Origin of the sequence: Shinella sp. HZN7 (genome assembly GCF_001652565.1) — a bacterium.
GTDB lineage: Bacteria > Pseudomonadota > Alphaproteobacteria > Rhizobiales > Rhizobiaceae > Shinella > Shinella granuli.
Map to the genome: position 1 here is coordinate 1,871,381 of NZ_CP015736.1, position 15,825 is coordinate 1,887,205.

The window sequence follows — 15,825 nt, forward strand, 5'->3', positions numbered from 1 at the left end:
CTAGGCAAAACCGCCGCCAAAGAAAAGCCGCAAGGCGCGCTGTTCGCGCGTCCCCGGCGTGCCAGACTCAGCCGGCACGAACCGTCGGCTGGCCGGAGGCGGCAAGGGCCGCGAGATCGGCGGGCTTCAGCTCGACCGATTCGCCGCAGCCGCAAGCGGATGTCTGGTTCGGGTTGTGGAAGGTGAAGCCGGAGCGCAGCGTCGTCACCTCGAAATCCATCTGCGTGCCGAGAAGGTAGAGCACCGCTTCCGGCGCGACCCAGACGCTGGCGCCCTTGTGCTCGATCAGGTCGTCCTTGGCATTGGGCTCGGTGACGAGGTCGATGGCATATTCCATGCCGGCGCAACCGCCCTTCTTGATGCCGACGCGAATGCCTTTTGCATCGCCGCCGGCATTGTCGACGATCGCCTTGACGCGGTCTGCCGCCGCATCGGTAAGTGTCATCACTGCAAAGGCCATGGGCCGATTCTCCTTCGCCGGCCGGGTTCAAGGCCCGGCGGTCTGCGACTCTGAATCTAGTGTTGGCGGGTTAACGGATCAAGTCACAGCGCTGAGAGTTTGCCCCTCGCTTCAATACCAGCCGACGGCGACCTGGGCCTCTTCCGACATGCGGTCCGGCGTCCACGGCGGATCGAAGGTCATCTTGACCTCGACGCCGGACACGCCCTCGACCGCGCCCACGGCATTCTCCACCCAGCCCGGCATCTCGCCGGCCACGGGGCAACCGGGCGCCGTCAGCGTCATGTCGATCTTGACCATGCGGTCGTCTTCGATGTCGATCTTGTAGATCAGGCCGAGCTCGAAGATATCGGCCGGGATTTCCGGGTCGTAGACGGTCTTCAGCGCGGAAATGATATCGTCGGAAAGGCGCGCCAGCTCGTCGGCCGGGATCGCCGAATGCACGATGCCGTCGCGGACGTCGCTCTTGTCTTCCGTTGTGTCGAGGGACATGGGCCTACTCCTCAGGCGAAAAACTTGCGGGCATGGTCGAGCGCGTCGGCCAGGGCATCGACTTCGGCGCGCGTGTTGTACAGGCCGAACGATGCCCGGCATGTGGAGGTGACGCCGAAGCGTTTCAAGAGCGGCTGGGCACAATGGGTGCCGGCGCGCACCGCCACCCCTGCCCGGTCGATGACCATCGAGACGTCATGGGCATGGATGCCTTCCAGCTCGAAGGAGAAGATCGAGCCCTTGCCCGGCGCCGTGCCGAAGATCTTCAGCGAATTGATCGCCGACAGCCGCTCATGGGCATAGTCGCGCAAATCCGCTTCATGGGTGGCGATCGCCGCGCGGCCGATCTTCTCCATGTAGTCGAGCGCATGGCCGAGCCCGATCGCCTGCACGATCGGCGGCGTTCCGGCCTCGAAGCGGTGCGGCGGGTCGTTGTAGGTGACGATGTCCTCGGTCACGTCGACGATCATCTCGCCGCCGCCCTGGAAGGGCCGCATCTCCTTGAGGCGATCCATCTTGCCGTAGAGCACGCCGATGCCCGACGGGCCATAGAGCTTGTGGCCGGTCATCACGTACCAGTCGCAATCGATGTCGCGCACGTCCACCGGCATGTGCACGGCGCCCTGCGAGCCGTCGACCAGCACCGGAATGCCGCGCTCGCGGGCGATACGGCAAATCTCCTTGACCGGCACGATGGTGCCGAGCGCGTTCGACATATGCGTGATGGCGATGAGCTTGGTGCGCTCCGTCAGGCACTTCTCGAAGTCTTCGATGTGGAAGGCGCCCGTATCGTCCACCGGCGCCCAGACGAGTTTCGCGCCCTGCCGCTCGCGGATGAAGTGCCAGGGCACGATGTTGGAGTGGTGCTCCATGATCGACAGCACGATCTCGTCGCCCGCGCCGATCTTCGGCATGCCGTAACCGTAGGCGACCGTGTTGATCGCTTCGGTCGAGGATTTCGTGAAGATGATCTCGTCGACCGAGGAGGCATTCAGGAAACGGCGCACCTTCTCGCGCGCCGCCTCGTAGGCGTCCGTGGCGGCGTTCGACAGGAAGTGCAGGCCGCGATGCACATTGGCGTATTCGTTGGAATAGGCATATGCGATCGCGTCGATCACGGACTGCGGCTTCTGCGCCGAGGCGCCGTTGTCGAGATAGACCAGCGGCTTGCCGTAGACCGTCTTCGTCAGGATCGGGAAATCCTTGCGGATCGCCTCGACGTCGTAGGCCAGTGCGGGGGCGTGTTCCATCTCGTTCGTCCTATGTCAGGCGTGCCCTGGAGCGTTCCTGTTCCTCAGAACCGCGAAAACGCCCTTTGCTTGTTTGCGCGATCCCGGACCGGCCACCATGCGGGTCCCGCCGGGATCGCGACCGATCAGGCGTGCTTGTCGAGCCAGCCGGCGATGACGCCTTCCAGCGCCTCGACCAGCGGCTCGTCTTCCAGCTCCTCGACGATCTCGGCGACGAAGGCGTTGACCAGCATGGCGCGCGCCTTGTTTTCCGGGATGCCGCGGGCCATCAGGTAGAAGAGCTGTACGTGGTCGATGTCGATCACGGTCGCGCCGTGGCCGCACTGCACGTCGTCGGCGAAGATCTCCAGCTCCGGCTTGGCCGAGAAGTCGGCTTCGTCGGAAAGCAGCAGCGTGTTGCACGACATCTTGGCATCGGTCTTCTGGGCGTCCGGCGCCACGCGGATCTGGCCCTGGAAGACACCGCGGGCGCGATCGAAGATCACGTTGCGGATCACTTCCGTCGACGTCGTGTTCGGCACGTCGTGGCCGACCGTGAAGGTCACGTCGGTATGCGTCTCGCCGCCGAGCAGGTTGATGCCGCGCAGGATGAGGTCGGAGCCCTCGCCCGCCACCACGACATGGATTTCCTGCCGCACGAGCTTGCCGCCGGCATTGATCACATAAAGGCGCAGTTTCGCATCCGTGCCGAGCGTGACGCGGATCTGGCCGAGATGGGTGTCGGCCGCGCCCTGCCCCTGGAAGATGACCCAGGTGATATCGGCGCCCTCGGCAAGCGAGATGTCGCTGATCGTCGTGACAAAGGCGGCATTGTCGCCGGCCGCCGCATGGCGCTCGATGATGGTTGCCCTGGCGTTCGCGCCGAAGGTCACCGGGAAGCGCGTATGGACCTGGCCGGCATTCTGCACCGTCTGGATTTCGACCGGCGCTGCAAGTTCGGTGCCGGCGGGGAAATCCAGCACGAAACCGTCGCGCACGAAGGCACCGTTGATGCGGCCGATCGTGTCGTCGCTGTCGCGGGCGACGAGGCCGCCTGCGGCCGTGCCGTCGGCAAGCGCGTCGGCAAAGGTGCGCAGCGTCACGCCCTCGACCGAGCCCCGCCCATCCGCAACGCCGTTGACGACGGAGAGCACCGTCGAGCCTTCGACCAGCGGGTCGAACCTGGCGGCTGAGGCCGCCGGATCGAAGGCCGGCACGGCGCGCAGCAGCGCCTTGAGGTCCGTATAGTGCCAGGCTTCGACGCGGCGCGTCGGAAGGCCGGCATCCTTGAAGTCGCTGATGAGGACGTCGCGGGCGGCGAGCACGGCGCCATCGCCCGGCAGTTCGCCGATAGCGTGGTCGTAGGCTTCGCAGAGCGCCGTCTCGGCGACGGAGAGCTTCATGCCTGTCTGCATGTTCATGAGATCACTCCTTCGCCAAGCCGTCAGGCGGCGGCGCCGATGATGTCGGCGTAGCCGTTTGCTTCCAGCTCGTGCGCCAGCGTCTTGTCGCCGGACTTGATGACCTGGCCCTTGTAGAGAACGTGCACCGTATCGGGCACGATATAGTCGAGCAGGCGCTGGTAGTGGGTGATGACGACGACGGCGCGGTCGGGCGAACGCAGCGCATTGACGCCGTCGGCCACGATCTTAAGCGCGTCGATGTCGAGGCCGGAATCCGTCTCGTCGAGGATGCAGAGCTTCGGCTCCAGGAGCGACATCTGCAGGATTTCGGCGCGCTTCTTCTCACCGCCGGAGAAACCGACATTCAGCGGACGGCGCAGCATTTCCGGCGCGATCTTCAGTTCCGCGGCGGCGTCCTTGACGCGGCGCATGAAGTCCGGCGTCGTCAGTTCCGCCTCGCCGCGCGCCTTGCGCTGCTCGTTCATCGCGACCTTCAGGAACTGCATGGTGGCGACGCCCGGGATTTCGACCGGGTACTGGAAGGCGAGGAAGATGCCCTTGGCGGCGCGCTCGGACGGATCCAGTTCCAGGATGCTCTCGCCGTTGTAGAGGATGTCACCTTCGGTGACCTCGTAGTCCTCGCGGCCGGAGAGGATGTAGGAGAGCGTCGACTTGCCCGAGCCGTTCGGGCCCATGATGGCGGCGACTTCGCCGGCCTTCACGGAAAGGTTCAGGCCGCGGATGATCTCGGTGCCGTCCTCGGCGATGCGTGCGTGCAGATTCTTGATTTCAAGCATGTTCTCGATCCTGGCTTCGGAGCGCGTCCCGCGCTCCCGTCTTCGTTTCAGAAGCCGAGGAAGAAGTGGACCACCGGAAGGAGCGTCGCCGAAAGGGCACCCACCCCGAACCCCAGCGCCAACCGCACGATCCTGTTCGTGAGCGTCGGCGAATAGGCTGCAAGTCCACCGCAAACCACGGCGTAGTACGTCAGATTGACCGGATCCATGTCATCGCCTCCAGATGAGAGCCGCATCCGCTACTATAACGGATCACGCGGAAACTTCATCGAAAGGCCTGTCCGGCCCCCCGGCGGAACCCGCCGGGACATTCCTTCACCCGATCAGCCGACCGAGCCTTCCAGCGAGATGCCGATCAGCTTCTGCGCCTCGACGGCGAATTCCATCGGCAGTTCCTGGATGACTTCCTTGACGAAGCCGTTGACGATCAGCGCGATCGCCGCTTCGGTCGGGATGCCGCGCTGCAGGCAGTAGAACAGCTGGTCCTCGGAGATCTTCGAGGTGGTCGCCTCGTGCTCGAAATGGGCGGTCGCGTTCTTCGCCTCGATATAGGGCACGGTGTGCGCGCCGCACTTGTCGCCGATCAAAAGCGAGTCGCACTGGGTGAAGTTGCGCGCGTTCTCCGCCTTGCGGTGGGCCGAGACCTGGCCGCGATAGGTGTTGTTGGAGAAACCCGCGGAAATGCCCTTCGAGACGATGCGGCTCGACGTGTTCTTGCCGAGATGGATCATCTTGGTGCCGCTATCGATCTGCTGGTGGCCGTTCGAGACGGCGATCGAGTAGAACTCGCCGCGCGAACCGTCGCCGCGCAGGATGCAGGACGGGTACTTCCAGGTGATGGCGGAGCCGGTCTCGACCTGCGTCCACGAGATCTTCGAGTTCTTGCCCCGGCAATCGCCGCGCTTCGTCACGAAGTTGTAGATGCCGCCCTTGCCGTCCTTGTCGCCCGGATACCAGTTCTGGACGGTGGAATACTTGATCTCGGCATCATCGAGCGCCACCAGTTCCACGACGGCGGCGTGAAGCTGGTTCTCGTCGCGCTGCGGCGCGGTGCAGCCTTCGAGGTAGGACACATAGGCGCCCTCCTCCGCGATGATCAGCGTGCGCTCGAACTGGCCGGTGTTCTTCTCGTTGATGCGGAAGTAGGTGGACAGCTCCATCGGGCAACGAACGCCCTTCGGCACGTAGACGAAGGAGCCGTCGGTGAAGACCGCGGAGTTCAGCGTCGCGTAAAAATTGTCGGTCGTCGGCACGACGGTGCCGAGATACTTCTTCACGAGATCGGGATGCTCGCGGATGGCTTCCGAGATCGACATGAAGATCACGCCGGCCTTCTTCAGCTCTTCCTTGAAGGTCGTGACGACGGAGACCGAATCGAACACGGCATCGACGGCGATCTTCGAGGTCTGCACGCCGGCGAGGATTTCCTGCTCGCGCAGCGGAATGCCGAGCTTCTCGTACATCTTCAGAAGCTCGGGATCGACCTCGTCGATGGACTTCGGGCCGGTCTGGTTCTTCGGCGCGGCATAATAATAGAGGTCGTTGAAGTCGATCTTCGGATAGTCGACGCGCGCCCAGGTCGGCTCTTCGAGCGTCAGCCAGCGGCGATAGGCCTCCAGGCGCCATTCGAGCATCCAGTCGGGCTCGCTCTTCTTGGCCGAGATGAAGCGGATGATCTCTTCGGACAGGCCCTTCGGGGCCTTGTCCATCTCGATCGTCGTCTCGAAGCCGTATTTGTACTGGTCGACGTCTATCTGACGGACCTGATCGATCGTTTCCTGCACCGCAGGCATATCGTTCTCCAATCTTGCCGGATCCAAGGTCCGGCAGTTTGTCAACGTGTGGCGGGCCTCCCGCCGGTTATGTAAGCGCCAAAGGCGGCTTTTCCCACCCTTTGGCAAGCGAAAACTTGCGTTCTCGCAAGATTCCCGTCAGGCCGCCCGCCGTCGTGCCACGACGCGCGAAAAGGCAGCCAGAAAACGGTCTATATCCGCCTCGGTCGAGGCGGGGCCGAGCGACACGCGAAGCCCGCCGAGCGCCGCATCGAAACCCATGGCGACAAGCACATGGCTTTGCCCGACCTTGCCGGAGGAGCAGGCGGAGCCCGCCGAAAGCGCGATGCCTTCAAGGTCGAAGGCGATCTGCCCCGTCTCCGACTTCAGGCCCGGCAGGCTGAAGAACGAGGTGTTGGCGATGCGCTCGACATCCGCGCCATGGATGACGACGTCGTTCGTCGCCGCCCGCATGCCGTTCTCCAAGGCATCGCGCAGCGCGGCGATCCGCGCATTGCGCCCCGCAAGATCCGTCGCAGCGGCGCGGGCGGCCGCGGCAAAGCCGGCAAGCGCCGCCGGGTTTTCGGTGCCGGAACGGTGCCCCTTCTCCTGCCCGCCGCCGCGGATCAGCGGCACGGGCATCAGCACCTCGCCGCGCGAGACCAGCGCGCCGGCGCCCTTCGGGCCGCCCAGCTTGTGCGAGGAGACGATCAGGAAATCGGCGTCGAGCGCCGTCATATCGACCGGCATCCGCCCGGTAGCCTGCACCGCATCGACGACGAGGAGGCCGCCATGGCGGCGCACGATCTCGGCGGCCGCCTTCACCGGCTGGACGATGCCCGTCTCGTTGTTGGCGAGCATGACCGCCACCATCGGCAGGCCCTTCGCCTTGTCATGGCCCGCAAGAAGCGTTTCCAGCGCATCGAGATCGACGAGGCCGGCGCGGGTGACGGGGATCGTCGTCACGGCATCGCGCGCAAAGCGCCCGCCCTCGCGGATCGCCGGGTGCTCGATCTCGGACACATAGAGATGGCCGATGGCAAGCGGCGTGCGGCCCATGCGGTAATCGGGCGTCAGTACGAGGTTGGCCGCTTCGGTCGCGCCGCTCGTGAAGATCACATGGGCCGGAGCCGTGTTGACCAGCGCGGCGACGTCGCGGCGCGCGGCCTCCACCAGCATGCGCAGCGCCCGGCCCTCGCCATGCACGGAAGACGGGTTGCCGACGCTGTCGAGCGCGGCAAGAACGGCCTCGCGCGCCGCCGGCAGCAGGGGCGCCGTGGCGTTCCAGTCCAGATATGTGCGCTCCGTCTTCGTCATTTCTCACCCATGCACGCACGATACATTCGGTGCGGCGTGCATTTTCCTTGAATTTTCCGTCGGGCTTGCCTTATGACACCAAGCTCACGGCGTCCCCTGGACGCCTATACAGTTTCGAATGGTTCTAAACTAGGTTCTAGAAAAGCTGACTGGTTTCGTCAAGACTTCAGTTGACAAGAATCCGTTCCAGAACGCGAACTTGCCGGAGTAAGAATGCCCGAAATCATCTTCAACGGACCCGCCGGTCGCCTTGAGGGCCGTTACCAGCCGTCCAAGCAGAAGAACGCCCCGATCGCCATCGTGCTGCATCCGCACCCGCAGTTCGGCGGCACGATGAACAACCAGATCGTCTACCAGCTCTTCTACATGTTCCAGAAGCGCGGTTTTACGACGCTGCGCTTCAATTTCCGCGGCATCGGCCGCAGCCAGGGCGAATTCGACCACGGCGCGGGCGAACTGTCGGATGCGGCCTCGGCGCTCGACTGGGTGCAGAGCCTGCATCCCGATTCGAAGAGCTGCTGGGTCGCCGGTTATTCCTTCGGCGCCTGGATCGGCATGCAGCTCCTGATGCGCCGCCCGGAGATCGAAGGCTTCATGTCGATCGCCCCGCAGCCGAACATCTACGACTTCTCGTTCCTCGCCCCCTGCCCGTCGTCGGGCCTCATCATCAACGGCGATTCCGACAAGGTGGCGCCGGAGAAGGATGTCAACGGCCTCGTCGAGAAGCTCAAGACGCAGAAGGGCATCCTGATCACCCACCGCACGGTGGCGGGCGCCAACCACTTCTTCAACGGCCAGACGGAAACCCTGATGGCCGAATGCGAGGATTACCTCGACCGCCGCCTTGCCGGCGAACTGACGCCGGAACCGGCCGCCAAGCGCATCCGCTGACCGGCCGAGAAGAGAACAGAGAACAAAGAAGCCCGGTGACGTCCACCGGGCTTTTTCTTTGCCTTCCGGTCGCACGCCTCAGGTCGCGCGCTTGATTACCTCCAGCACCACCGCGGGCGGCTCCGCCTCGCGCACGCAGTCGCGCCCGGCATTCTTGGCCGCATAGAGCGCGTCGTCCGCCCGGCGCATGGCAAAGCGCAGCGGCTCGCCGCGCGTCACCTCGGCGACGCCGAAGCTGGCGGTGATGCGCACGGCCGGCGGCAGGCCGGGAATGGGGGCGACGGCGCGGGTGGCGCGCAGGGTCTGGGCGAAGAGCAGCGTCGCCTCCCTGCCTGTGTTCGGCAGGAAGAGCGCGAACTCCTCCCCGCCGATGCGCGCCGCGAGTGCACCTGGCGGCGCCGCGACACGCAGCGCCTCGCCGAAGGCGCGGATGGCACTGTCGCCGCCCTGGTGGCCATGGGTGTCGTTGACCGACTTGAAATGATCGATGTCGCACAGGATGAGGCCATGTGGCCCGGCGCCCGCAAGCAGCGCGTCGATGCGGTTGTCGAAGCCGCGGCGGTTGAGGAGGCCGGACAGCGGATCGACCTCCGCATTGCCCTTCTCCTCCGCGACGATCTCCAGCACGAGCACGCAGAGCAGCATCAGGCCGACCGCGACGATCAGCACCGCGCCCATGCTCTGCGAGACGAGCGCGAACTGGCTGGCGAGATAGTCCTCCGCCGTATTGCCCGCCCCGGCGAGCACGGCGGCGAAGGCTTTTGCGAGGAAATGCACGCTGGTCAGCGCAAGCAGGACGATGAGCGCCCGGTCGACGAAACTGGCCGGACGCGCCCGCCAGGCGGCGAAGGCGCTCATGCCGAGCGCCACCGCGAACGGCGTCTGGTAGGGCAGCGCATGGGCGAGCGTGCCGCGCGGCAGGTCGTAGATGGCATAATCGAGCGCGACGAAGGCGACGAAGATACCCGCCAGGCCCCAGCGGTTGGTGCGAAGGCCGTAGAGATGACCGATGCCGACGCGCAGCATCAGCATGCCGCCGAGCATGGCGGCGAAGGCGAGAATCGCCCAGAGCTTTGCCGGCGGCACATAGGCGACGAGGAATTCGAAGATGGTGGCGAGCGAGGCGACGGCATAGGTGCCGGCAAACCAGCGGGCGGCAACGCGGTTGCGGCTCCTGGCGGATACCGCCAGGAAAAACATGCAGAAACACTGCGCGATGAGAAAATTCACCGCCAGCAGGAAGCCCGCGCCACTCATTGGCCACCCTACGCAAGATAAAAGCCGCTCCGTGCAAAAGCGCCCGGAACGATCCTGACGAATCCTAGAAGGCGCCCGCGAAAAAAGCGTTAATCGCGGGCGGCGTGTTTCCGTAAGAGGCCACCGGAAACGGGCGCCGTCACGCCCGTCGTGCCCGGGAAGGTGAGCGGCAGGCCGCCGAGCGAGCGGACGGCGAGATAGGCCCAGGCCTCCGCCTCCATGCTGTCACCGTCGAGACCGAGCGCCTCGGCCGTCACCACCTCCGCCCCCTCCGTCTCGGCAAGCGCCGCAAGGTCGCCCATGATCACCCGGTTGAGCCGGCCGCCGCCGCACACGACATAGAGCTTCGGCCGCTCCGGCAGGTGGCGGGCCGAGCGCAGGATGGCCGCGGCCGTGACATGGGCCAGCGTGCGCGCACCGTCCTCAAGGCTCGCATCCGCACCCTCGGGCGGGCGGAAATCGTTGCGGTCGAGCGAGCGGCGCACCGGATCGGTGAAGAAGGCATGGCCAAGGTAACGCTCCGCAAGGCCGGGATCGACGCGGCCTTCCGAGGCGATCATGCCGCCCTGGTCGTAGGGAATGCCGGCATGGGCCTCGACCCATTGGTCGATCAGCGTGTTGCCGGGACCGCTGTCATAGGCGACGATCGCCCCGCCCGCGCCGATGAAGGTGATGTTGGAAATGCCGCCGATATTGACGAAGACGACCGCCTTGCCGGTGGCGCCGGAAAGGCCGGCGGCAAGCGCGGCGTGATAGGCGGGAATGAGCGGCGCGCCCTGCCCGCCATGCGCCATGTCGTTCGCCCGCATGTCGTAGACCACGTCGATGCCGGTCTCGCGGGCGAGCAGCCCGCCGTCGCCGAGCTGTACCGTCAGGCCGGCATCCGGCCGGTGCAGCACGGTCTGGCCATGAAAGCCGATGATGTCGATGTCGGATGCCGCGAGCCCGTTCTCCACCAGGAAGGCGCGCACGGCCTCGCCGTGGCGCAGCGTCAGCGCGCGCTCGACCGCGGCAAGATCGCCCGGCCGTTCGTCGCGCTTGCCGATCCCCTTGGCAGTCTCCAGCGCGCCCTGAAGGCGGCGGCGGAAGGCGGCATCGTAGGGCCGCGCAAGACAGGGGCCGCGCTCGACGACGGCCTCGCCATCCGTACGCAGCAGCGCGACGTCGATGCCGTCGAGGCTCGTGCCGCTCATCAGACCGATCGCCGTCCGCAGTCCCGTCATGCCATCCGCTCCAGAATCACTTTTGAAGTGATTATGCGGTGAAACAGTGCTAAACGCCCGGCGGTCCGCCGGAAAATTATCTCCGGCCGCCAACATCCCGCCCAAAGCATCCCGGCAAGAGAGACAGGCCATGTCCGAATTCAAATCCGATTTCCTTCGCACGCTGAAAGAGCGCGGCTTCATCCACCAGATCTCCGATGAAACCGGCCTCGACGACCTTCTCGCCAAGGAAACCGTGACGGCCTATATCGGCTTCGATCCGACGGCACCGAGCCTGCATGCCGGTGGCCTCATCCAGATCATGCTGCTGCACTGGTTCCAGAAGACCGGCCACCGCCCGGTCTCGCTGATGGGCGGCGGCACCGGCATGGTCGGCGACCCGTCCTTCAAGGACGAGGCGCGCCAGTTGATGACGCCGGACACGATCAACAGCAACATCGCCAGCATCAAGAAGGTCTTCTCGAACTACCTCACCTATGGCGAGGGCCCGAAGGACGCCCTGATGATCAACAATGCCGACTGGCTGCTCGGCATCAACTACCTCGAATTCCTGCGCGATGTCGGCCGGCATTTTTCCGTCAACCGCATGCTCTCCTTCGACAGCGTGAAGCTGCGCCTCGACCGCGAGCATTCGCTGTCCTTCCTCGAATTCAACTACATGATCCTGCAGGCCTACGACTTCGTCGAACTGAACAAGCGCTACGACGTGCGCCTGCAGATGGGCGGCTCGGACCAGTGGGGCAATATCATCAACGGCATCGACCTCGGCCACCGCATGGGCACGCCGCAGCTCTACGCGCTGACCTCGCCGCTCCTGACGACCGCGTCGGGCGCCAAGATGGGCAAGTCGCTCTCCGGCGCCGTCTGGCTCAACCCGGACATGCTGTCGGCCTATGACTTCTGGCAGTACTGGCGCAACACCGAGGATGCGGACGTCTCGCGCTTCCTGAAGCTCTACACGACGCTGCCGATGGACGAGATCGCCCGGCTCTCCGCGCTCGGCGGCGCCGAGATCAACGAGGTGAAGAAGGTCCTCGCCACCGAGGTGACGGCGATGCTGCACGGCCGCGAGGCCGCCGAGCAGGCCGCCGAGACCGCGCGCAAGACCTTCGAGGAAGGCGCGATCGCCGAAAACCTGCCGTCGATCGCGGTGTCCGCCGGTGAGCTCGAAGCCGGCATCGGCCTCCTCACCCTCATCGTCAAGGCCGGCCTTGCCGCCTCCAACGGCGAAGCCCGCCGCCATGTGCAGGGCGGCGCGGTGCGCATCAACGATGCCGCCGTTTCCGACGAGCGCCGCGTCATCGGCACCGCCGACGTTTCCGCCGACGGCGTCGTCAAGCTGTCGCTGGGCAAGAAGAAGCACATCCTGGTGCGTCCGGCCTGACCGGGCAAACGAAACTGAAGGCCCCTCCAGGCGGCCTTCAGTTTGATGGCAGACATCGCTCCAAGCACTCCGTCATCCTCGGGCTCGACCCGGGGATCCGTTCTTTTCAACGGGTTGTGGATGGTCGGGTCAAGCCCGACCATGGCGTAGGAGGAGAGGTTTGCGGACCTTGCCACCAGATCGAAGGCCGCCTCCGGGCGGCCTTTTTCATTGGAATTCGAAGATGTTGCGGAAGACGCCGGGGGCGATGATCGACAGCGGGTTGATCGTCAGCTTCGGCTTGTCGAAGGGACCGGAGAGCTTGAAGGTGATGCCGATCAGGCCGCGGTCGTTGCCGTTGCCGAGGAGGATGCCGATCAGCGGCAGTTCGGCGAACAGCCGGTTGAGGCCGTAGGCCGGCATGAAGGTGCCGGTCATGTCCGTGCGGCCATTGGCATCGCGCACCGTGCCCTGGAAGGTGGCGCCGACCGTTTCGCCGCGCACCACGCCGTTTTCGAGGCTCAGCGCACCGCCGCCGGTGCGTATCTGGGCAAAGCCGCGGGAGAATTTCACGGCGCTGACGTCGATCTCGCGGCGCACCGCTTCGTTGAGGCTGCGCCCGCTTTCGCCGGCCGGCGTCGAGACGAGCGAGCGCAGGCGCTCCTCTCCGACGAGCGAGAAGTTCCTGATATCGACGGATCCGCGCCAGCCGCTGCCCGCCGTCTCGCGCAGTCGGACATTGAGGAGACCGCCGCGCATGTGGCTGTAGACATCGGCAAAACGCGCGACAGCACCGGCATCGCCGCTGGTGAGCTGGATAGCGTCCGCGCCGCCATTGCTGGCAAGCTGCGCCACGACGGGCGCGCCGCTCTTCGTCACCGCCGAGAGGTCCACGCCCGAAATGCGGCTGCCCGCCGTGCTGTAGCGGAAGCTGACATTGGAGAGCGTTTCGCCGTTGAAGCCGACGGCCCGTGCGAGATCGGCCCGGATGGTGACGTCCTGCTTCTCGCCGCCACCGCCGGTCGCATTCTTGAGGCGCGCCAGTACGGCGCGCACATCGGCCGCCTCGCCATCCGCCACGACCGAATAGCCGGACTTTCCGCGCTCCACCTTCAGGCGGAACCGGTCGTCGGCCGAAAGCCGGACGGTGGAGAAGTTCGCCGCGTCAAGCCGCGCGCCGCGGAAGGTGAGATTGCCCGCCACGTTGAACCCGTCGCCGGCAAAGCGGAAATCGGAGACGCGGGTGACGCCCTCCTTCGTGTCCGCCGTCAGCGTGACCTTGCCGCCGATGCCCGCGCCCTTGGTCCAGCCGATCCACGGAATGGAGACCGCGGCGGAACCGACATCCGCCTCCACCGTGCGCGGCCCGTCGCCCTCCTGCTCCAGCCGCACCTCGACAGGCCCCTCGACCACGTCCTCAAGGCCCGGCAGCAGCTTGCGGCGGTCCTTGTTGTCGAGCGTGCCGGACAGCACCGTCCTGCGCTTGAAGCCGGCGGCCTTGCCGACGGGCTCGGCCAGTTCGAGGTCGAGCGTCACGCCATCGATATCGCCCCTGGCCTTGAGGTCGGCCTTCTGGGGATCGATGGCGAGAAGGCCGCGCAGGCCCGTCACGGTGCGCCCGGCGATCGGCTTGGCGAGGTCGACATCGTCGAGCGTCAGGGCCGCCGTCCATTGCGGCGGCGGCGGGTCGTGGGCGGCGATGACGCCGAAATGCGCCTGCACCTTGGCCTTCACCTCGCCGCTGAAATCATTTGGCGCAAAGCCGGTCGCCGGCAGGGCGCGGATCGGCCGGTAGGTCACCAGTTCGGCGATGGCGTCGGCATTGCCGGCGACATCGATGTCCATGTCCGCCATCAGCGGCTTGCTGTAGTTGTCGGGCAGCACGAAGGTGCCGCCGGTCAGCGCGACGGAGCGGCCGGACGGGAAATAGGCCGTGCCGCCGTTGATCGCGATCTCCGTGCGCGGCCCGCGCAGGCGGAATTTGCCGGACGTGTCGCGCAGCGGCGGGATCTCGCCGGCGACGTTCATGCGCGCACCCTCGATGTCGAAGTCGATCTTCAACTCCTCCGGACCGAGATGCATCGGCACGCCCGGCAGGCGCTCGCGGCCTTCGGCAAGGTAGAATTCGATGCGGCCATTGGTGACGGTGCCGCCGAAAATGTTCTTGATCACCCAGCTACGCGCCGTCTTGGCCATCCAGAACGGCCAGAACTGCTTGACGGCGGCCGATTCCAGCTCGCTGGCGATCATCACGAAGCTGATCTCCGGGTCCCGCTCGCCGAAGCGCATGGCCAGCGAGCCGGCGACATTGCCCTTCTCGCTGGAGACGGCCATCTCCTCGAACAGCAGGTTCTTCGTCTTCGGCAGATAGTAGCCGTTGACCTTGGCATCGAAACGGATCGGTGCCTCGCTGGAATCGACGGGACGGCTCACCGCATTGCTGAAGACGAGGTCGATGGCGAACCCCTTGTCCGGCCGGTCGGAGACCCGGTCGAGGTCGATGAGGCCGCCGGTGAAGGGAAAATGCGACTGGCCGACGCCGGCATCCTGGGAGGCGAGCTCGATCGAGCCCTTGTCGAAATTGTAGCCGACCGTGAGGGTGGACGGGCGCAGCTCCGCCGCAATGCCATCGCCATAGACGGAGCCCGCGGCGAGCGCGACGTCGAGGCCGAGTTCGGGCTTCGTCCCGTCGATCTCGCGCACCGCATGGACCGAGACATCCGCCGTCGTGTCGACGCCGGCATGCACATTGCCGTTGACATCGTTGCCGAGCAGGAATTTCCCGAGCGCCACATTGCGGATCGACCCGTCCAGCGTGCGCACGGATCCCTCGGCGCCCGAGGCGGTCAGGTCGATCTCGCCCTCGGCGCCATCCATCGTGAAATGCCCGTCGATCGACATGGTGCCGTCGCCGTCGCGGGTGAACTGCAGGCTGGCGATGGCCAGCGTCACCGCCTTGCCGTCCGGCCCCTGGAAGGTCGCGCCGAGGTCGGACGCCTTGACGGTCTGCATGCCGTTCGTGTCGATGAGGTGGCTGACGCCGTCGAGCCGCTCGAAGGTGGTTTCGAGATAGTCCGGCACGTCGGAAATGCGCAGCGCCGCCAGGTCGAGCGGCTTGCTCTTCGGCAGCAGCGCGGCATTGAACATCGCGCCGTCCACATCGAGCCGCGAGACGGCGATGCGGCCGGAGGCGAGCCCGAGCGGGTCGAGCACGATGCCGATCGAATCGGTCGTCGCCAGTTCCTTGCCGGATTCGACCTCGACGATGCGGACATTCTCCGCCTTCAGCGCGAACCCGTTGAAACCGGCAAGCCGCAGCACGGTGTGGTCGACGGAGGCGCGGTAGCGCGTGCCGAGTGCCTGGTTGAGCGCGGCGACGGCCCGTGCGTTCAGCGTGCTGTCGAAGAGGCCGGTCTCGACGAGGCCGATGAGCACGGCGCCGAGAAACAGGACGAGCGCGACGGTGGCGGCAATGATGCGGCAGGCGATGCCGGTGCGGCTCGCCTCGACCGCGTGCAGGACGATGGGGTCATGCGCCTGCGCAGACGGCAGTTCGTGCAGCGGAACGATGTCCTTTCTGCGGAACACGACCTTCTCGTCGCGGAGTTCTGCCATCTCGTG

13 protein-coding genes are annotated in these 15,825 nt (G+C 65.7%); 2 read left to right on the plus strand and 11 right to left on the minus strand.

The window, feature by feature from the left end; translation table 11 throughout:
- Nucleotides 1-67: 67 nt before the first annotated feature.
- The 8 genes from sufA to shn_RS09110 all read right to left on the minus strand — a co-directional run bounded on the left by sufA (nucleotide 68) and on the right by shn_RS09110 (nucleotide 7,470).
- On the minus strand, nucleotides 68-460 hold the full coding sequence (gene sufA, locus shn_RS09075; RefSeq protein ID WP_064330098.1) for a Fe-S cluster assembly scaffold SufA: 393 nt from the start codon (nucleotides 458-460) through the stop codon (nucleotides 68-70).
- A gap of 111 nt (nucleotides 461-571) precedes the next feature.
- Nucleotides 572-952: an SUF system Fe-S cluster assembly protein gene (locus tag shn_RS09080; RefSeq protein WP_064330099.1), complete on the minus strand. Its 381-nt coding sequence runs from the start codon at nucleotides 950-952 to the stop codon at nucleotides 572-574.
- 11 nt (nucleotides 953-963) lie between these two features.
- On the minus strand, nucleotides 964-2,202 hold the full coding sequence (locus shn_RS09085; RefSeq protein ID WP_064330100.1) for a cysteine desulfurase: 1,239 nt from the start codon (nucleotides 2,200-2,202) through the stop codon (nucleotides 964-966).
- 125 nt (nucleotides 2,203-2,327) lie between these two features.
- On the minus strand, nucleotides 2,328-3,602 hold the full coding sequence (sufD, locus tag shn_RS09090) for a Fe-S cluster assembly protein SufD (RefSeq protein ID WP_064330101.1): 1,275 nt from the start codon (nucleotides 3,600-3,602) through the stop codon (nucleotides 2,328-2,330).
- Between the two features lie 23 nt (nucleotides 3,603-3,625).
- Nucleotides 3,626-4,381 (minus strand): Fe-S cluster assembly ATPase SufC, encoded by a 756-nt coding sequence (sufC, locus tag shn_RS09095; RefSeq protein WP_064330102.1) that lies wholly within the window; start codon nucleotides 4,379-4,381, stop codon nucleotides 3,626-3,628.
- Nucleotides 4,382-4,428: 47 nt separating this feature from the next.
- Complete coding sequence (locus shn_RS36375) at nucleotides 4,429-4,590, minus strand: hypothetical protein (RefSeq protein WP_162853120.1); 162 nt, start codon at nucleotides 4,588-4,590, stop codon at nucleotides 4,429-4,431.
- Nucleotides 4,591-4,704: 114 nt separating this feature from the next.
- Nucleotides 4,705-6,174 (minus strand): Fe-S cluster assembly protein SufB, encoded by a 1,470-nt coding sequence (gene sufB, locus shn_RS09105; RefSeq protein ID WP_064330104.1) that lies wholly within the window; start codon nucleotides 6,172-6,174, stop codon nucleotides 4,705-4,707.
- 138 nt (nucleotides 6,175-6,312) lie between these two features.
- Nucleotides 6,313-7,470, minus strand: coding sequence for a cysteine desulfurase family protein (locus tag shn_RS09110; protein WP_064330105.1), 1,158 nt, complete (start codon nucleotides 7,468-7,470; stop codon nucleotides 6,313-6,315).
- Nucleotides 7,471-7,683: 213 nt separating this feature from the next.
- On the opposite strand from shn_RS09110, the gene shn_RS09115 reads away from it, so the two are divergent.
- The gene (locus shn_RS09115; protein WP_064330106.1) at nucleotides 7,684-8,361 is read left to right on the plus strand and encodes an alpha/beta hydrolase; all 678 of its coding nucleotides are present in this window, start codon (nucleotides 7,684-7,686) and stop codon (nucleotides 8,359-8,361) included.
- A 78-nt stretch (nucleotides 8,362-8,439) separates the two neighbouring features.
- Here the strand turns inward: shn_RS09115 and shn_RS09120 are convergent, their stop codons facing one another.
- Nucleotides 8,440-9,618, minus strand: a complete 1,179-nt coding sequence (locus shn_RS09120; protein ID WP_064330107.1) for a diguanylate cyclase — start codon at nucleotides 9,616-9,618, stop codon at nucleotides 8,440-8,442.
- A gap of 89 nt (nucleotides 9,619-9,707) precedes the next feature.
- Nucleotides 9,708-10,841, minus strand: a complete 1,134-nt coding sequence (locus shn_RS09125; RefSeq protein WP_064330108.1) for an anhydro-N-acetylmuramic acid kinase — start codon at nucleotides 10,839-10,841, stop codon at nucleotides 9,708-9,710.
- A gap of 130 nt (nucleotides 10,842-10,971) precedes the next feature.
- On the opposite strand from shn_RS09125, the gene tyrS reads away from it, so the two are divergent.
- Nucleotides 10,972-12,225 carry a tyrosine--tRNA ligase gene (gene tyrS, locus shn_RS09130; protein ID WP_064330109.1) on the plus strand — a complete coding sequence of 418 codons (1,254 nt, stop codon included), beginning with the start codon at nucleotides 10,972-10,974 and terminating at the stop codon, nucleotides 12,223-12,225.
- A 207-nt stretch (nucleotides 12,226-12,432) separates the two neighbouring features.
- Here tyrS and shn_RS09135 read toward each other — a convergent pair whose 3' ends face one another.
- The gene (locus shn_RS09135) at nucleotides 12,433-15,819 is read right to left on the minus strand and encodes a DUF3971 domain-containing protein (RefSeq protein WP_064330110.1); all 3,387 of its coding nucleotides are present in this window, start codon (nucleotides 15,817-15,819) and stop codon (nucleotides 12,433-12,435) included.
- Between the last annotated feature and the right edge of the window lie 6 nt (nucleotides 15,820-15,825).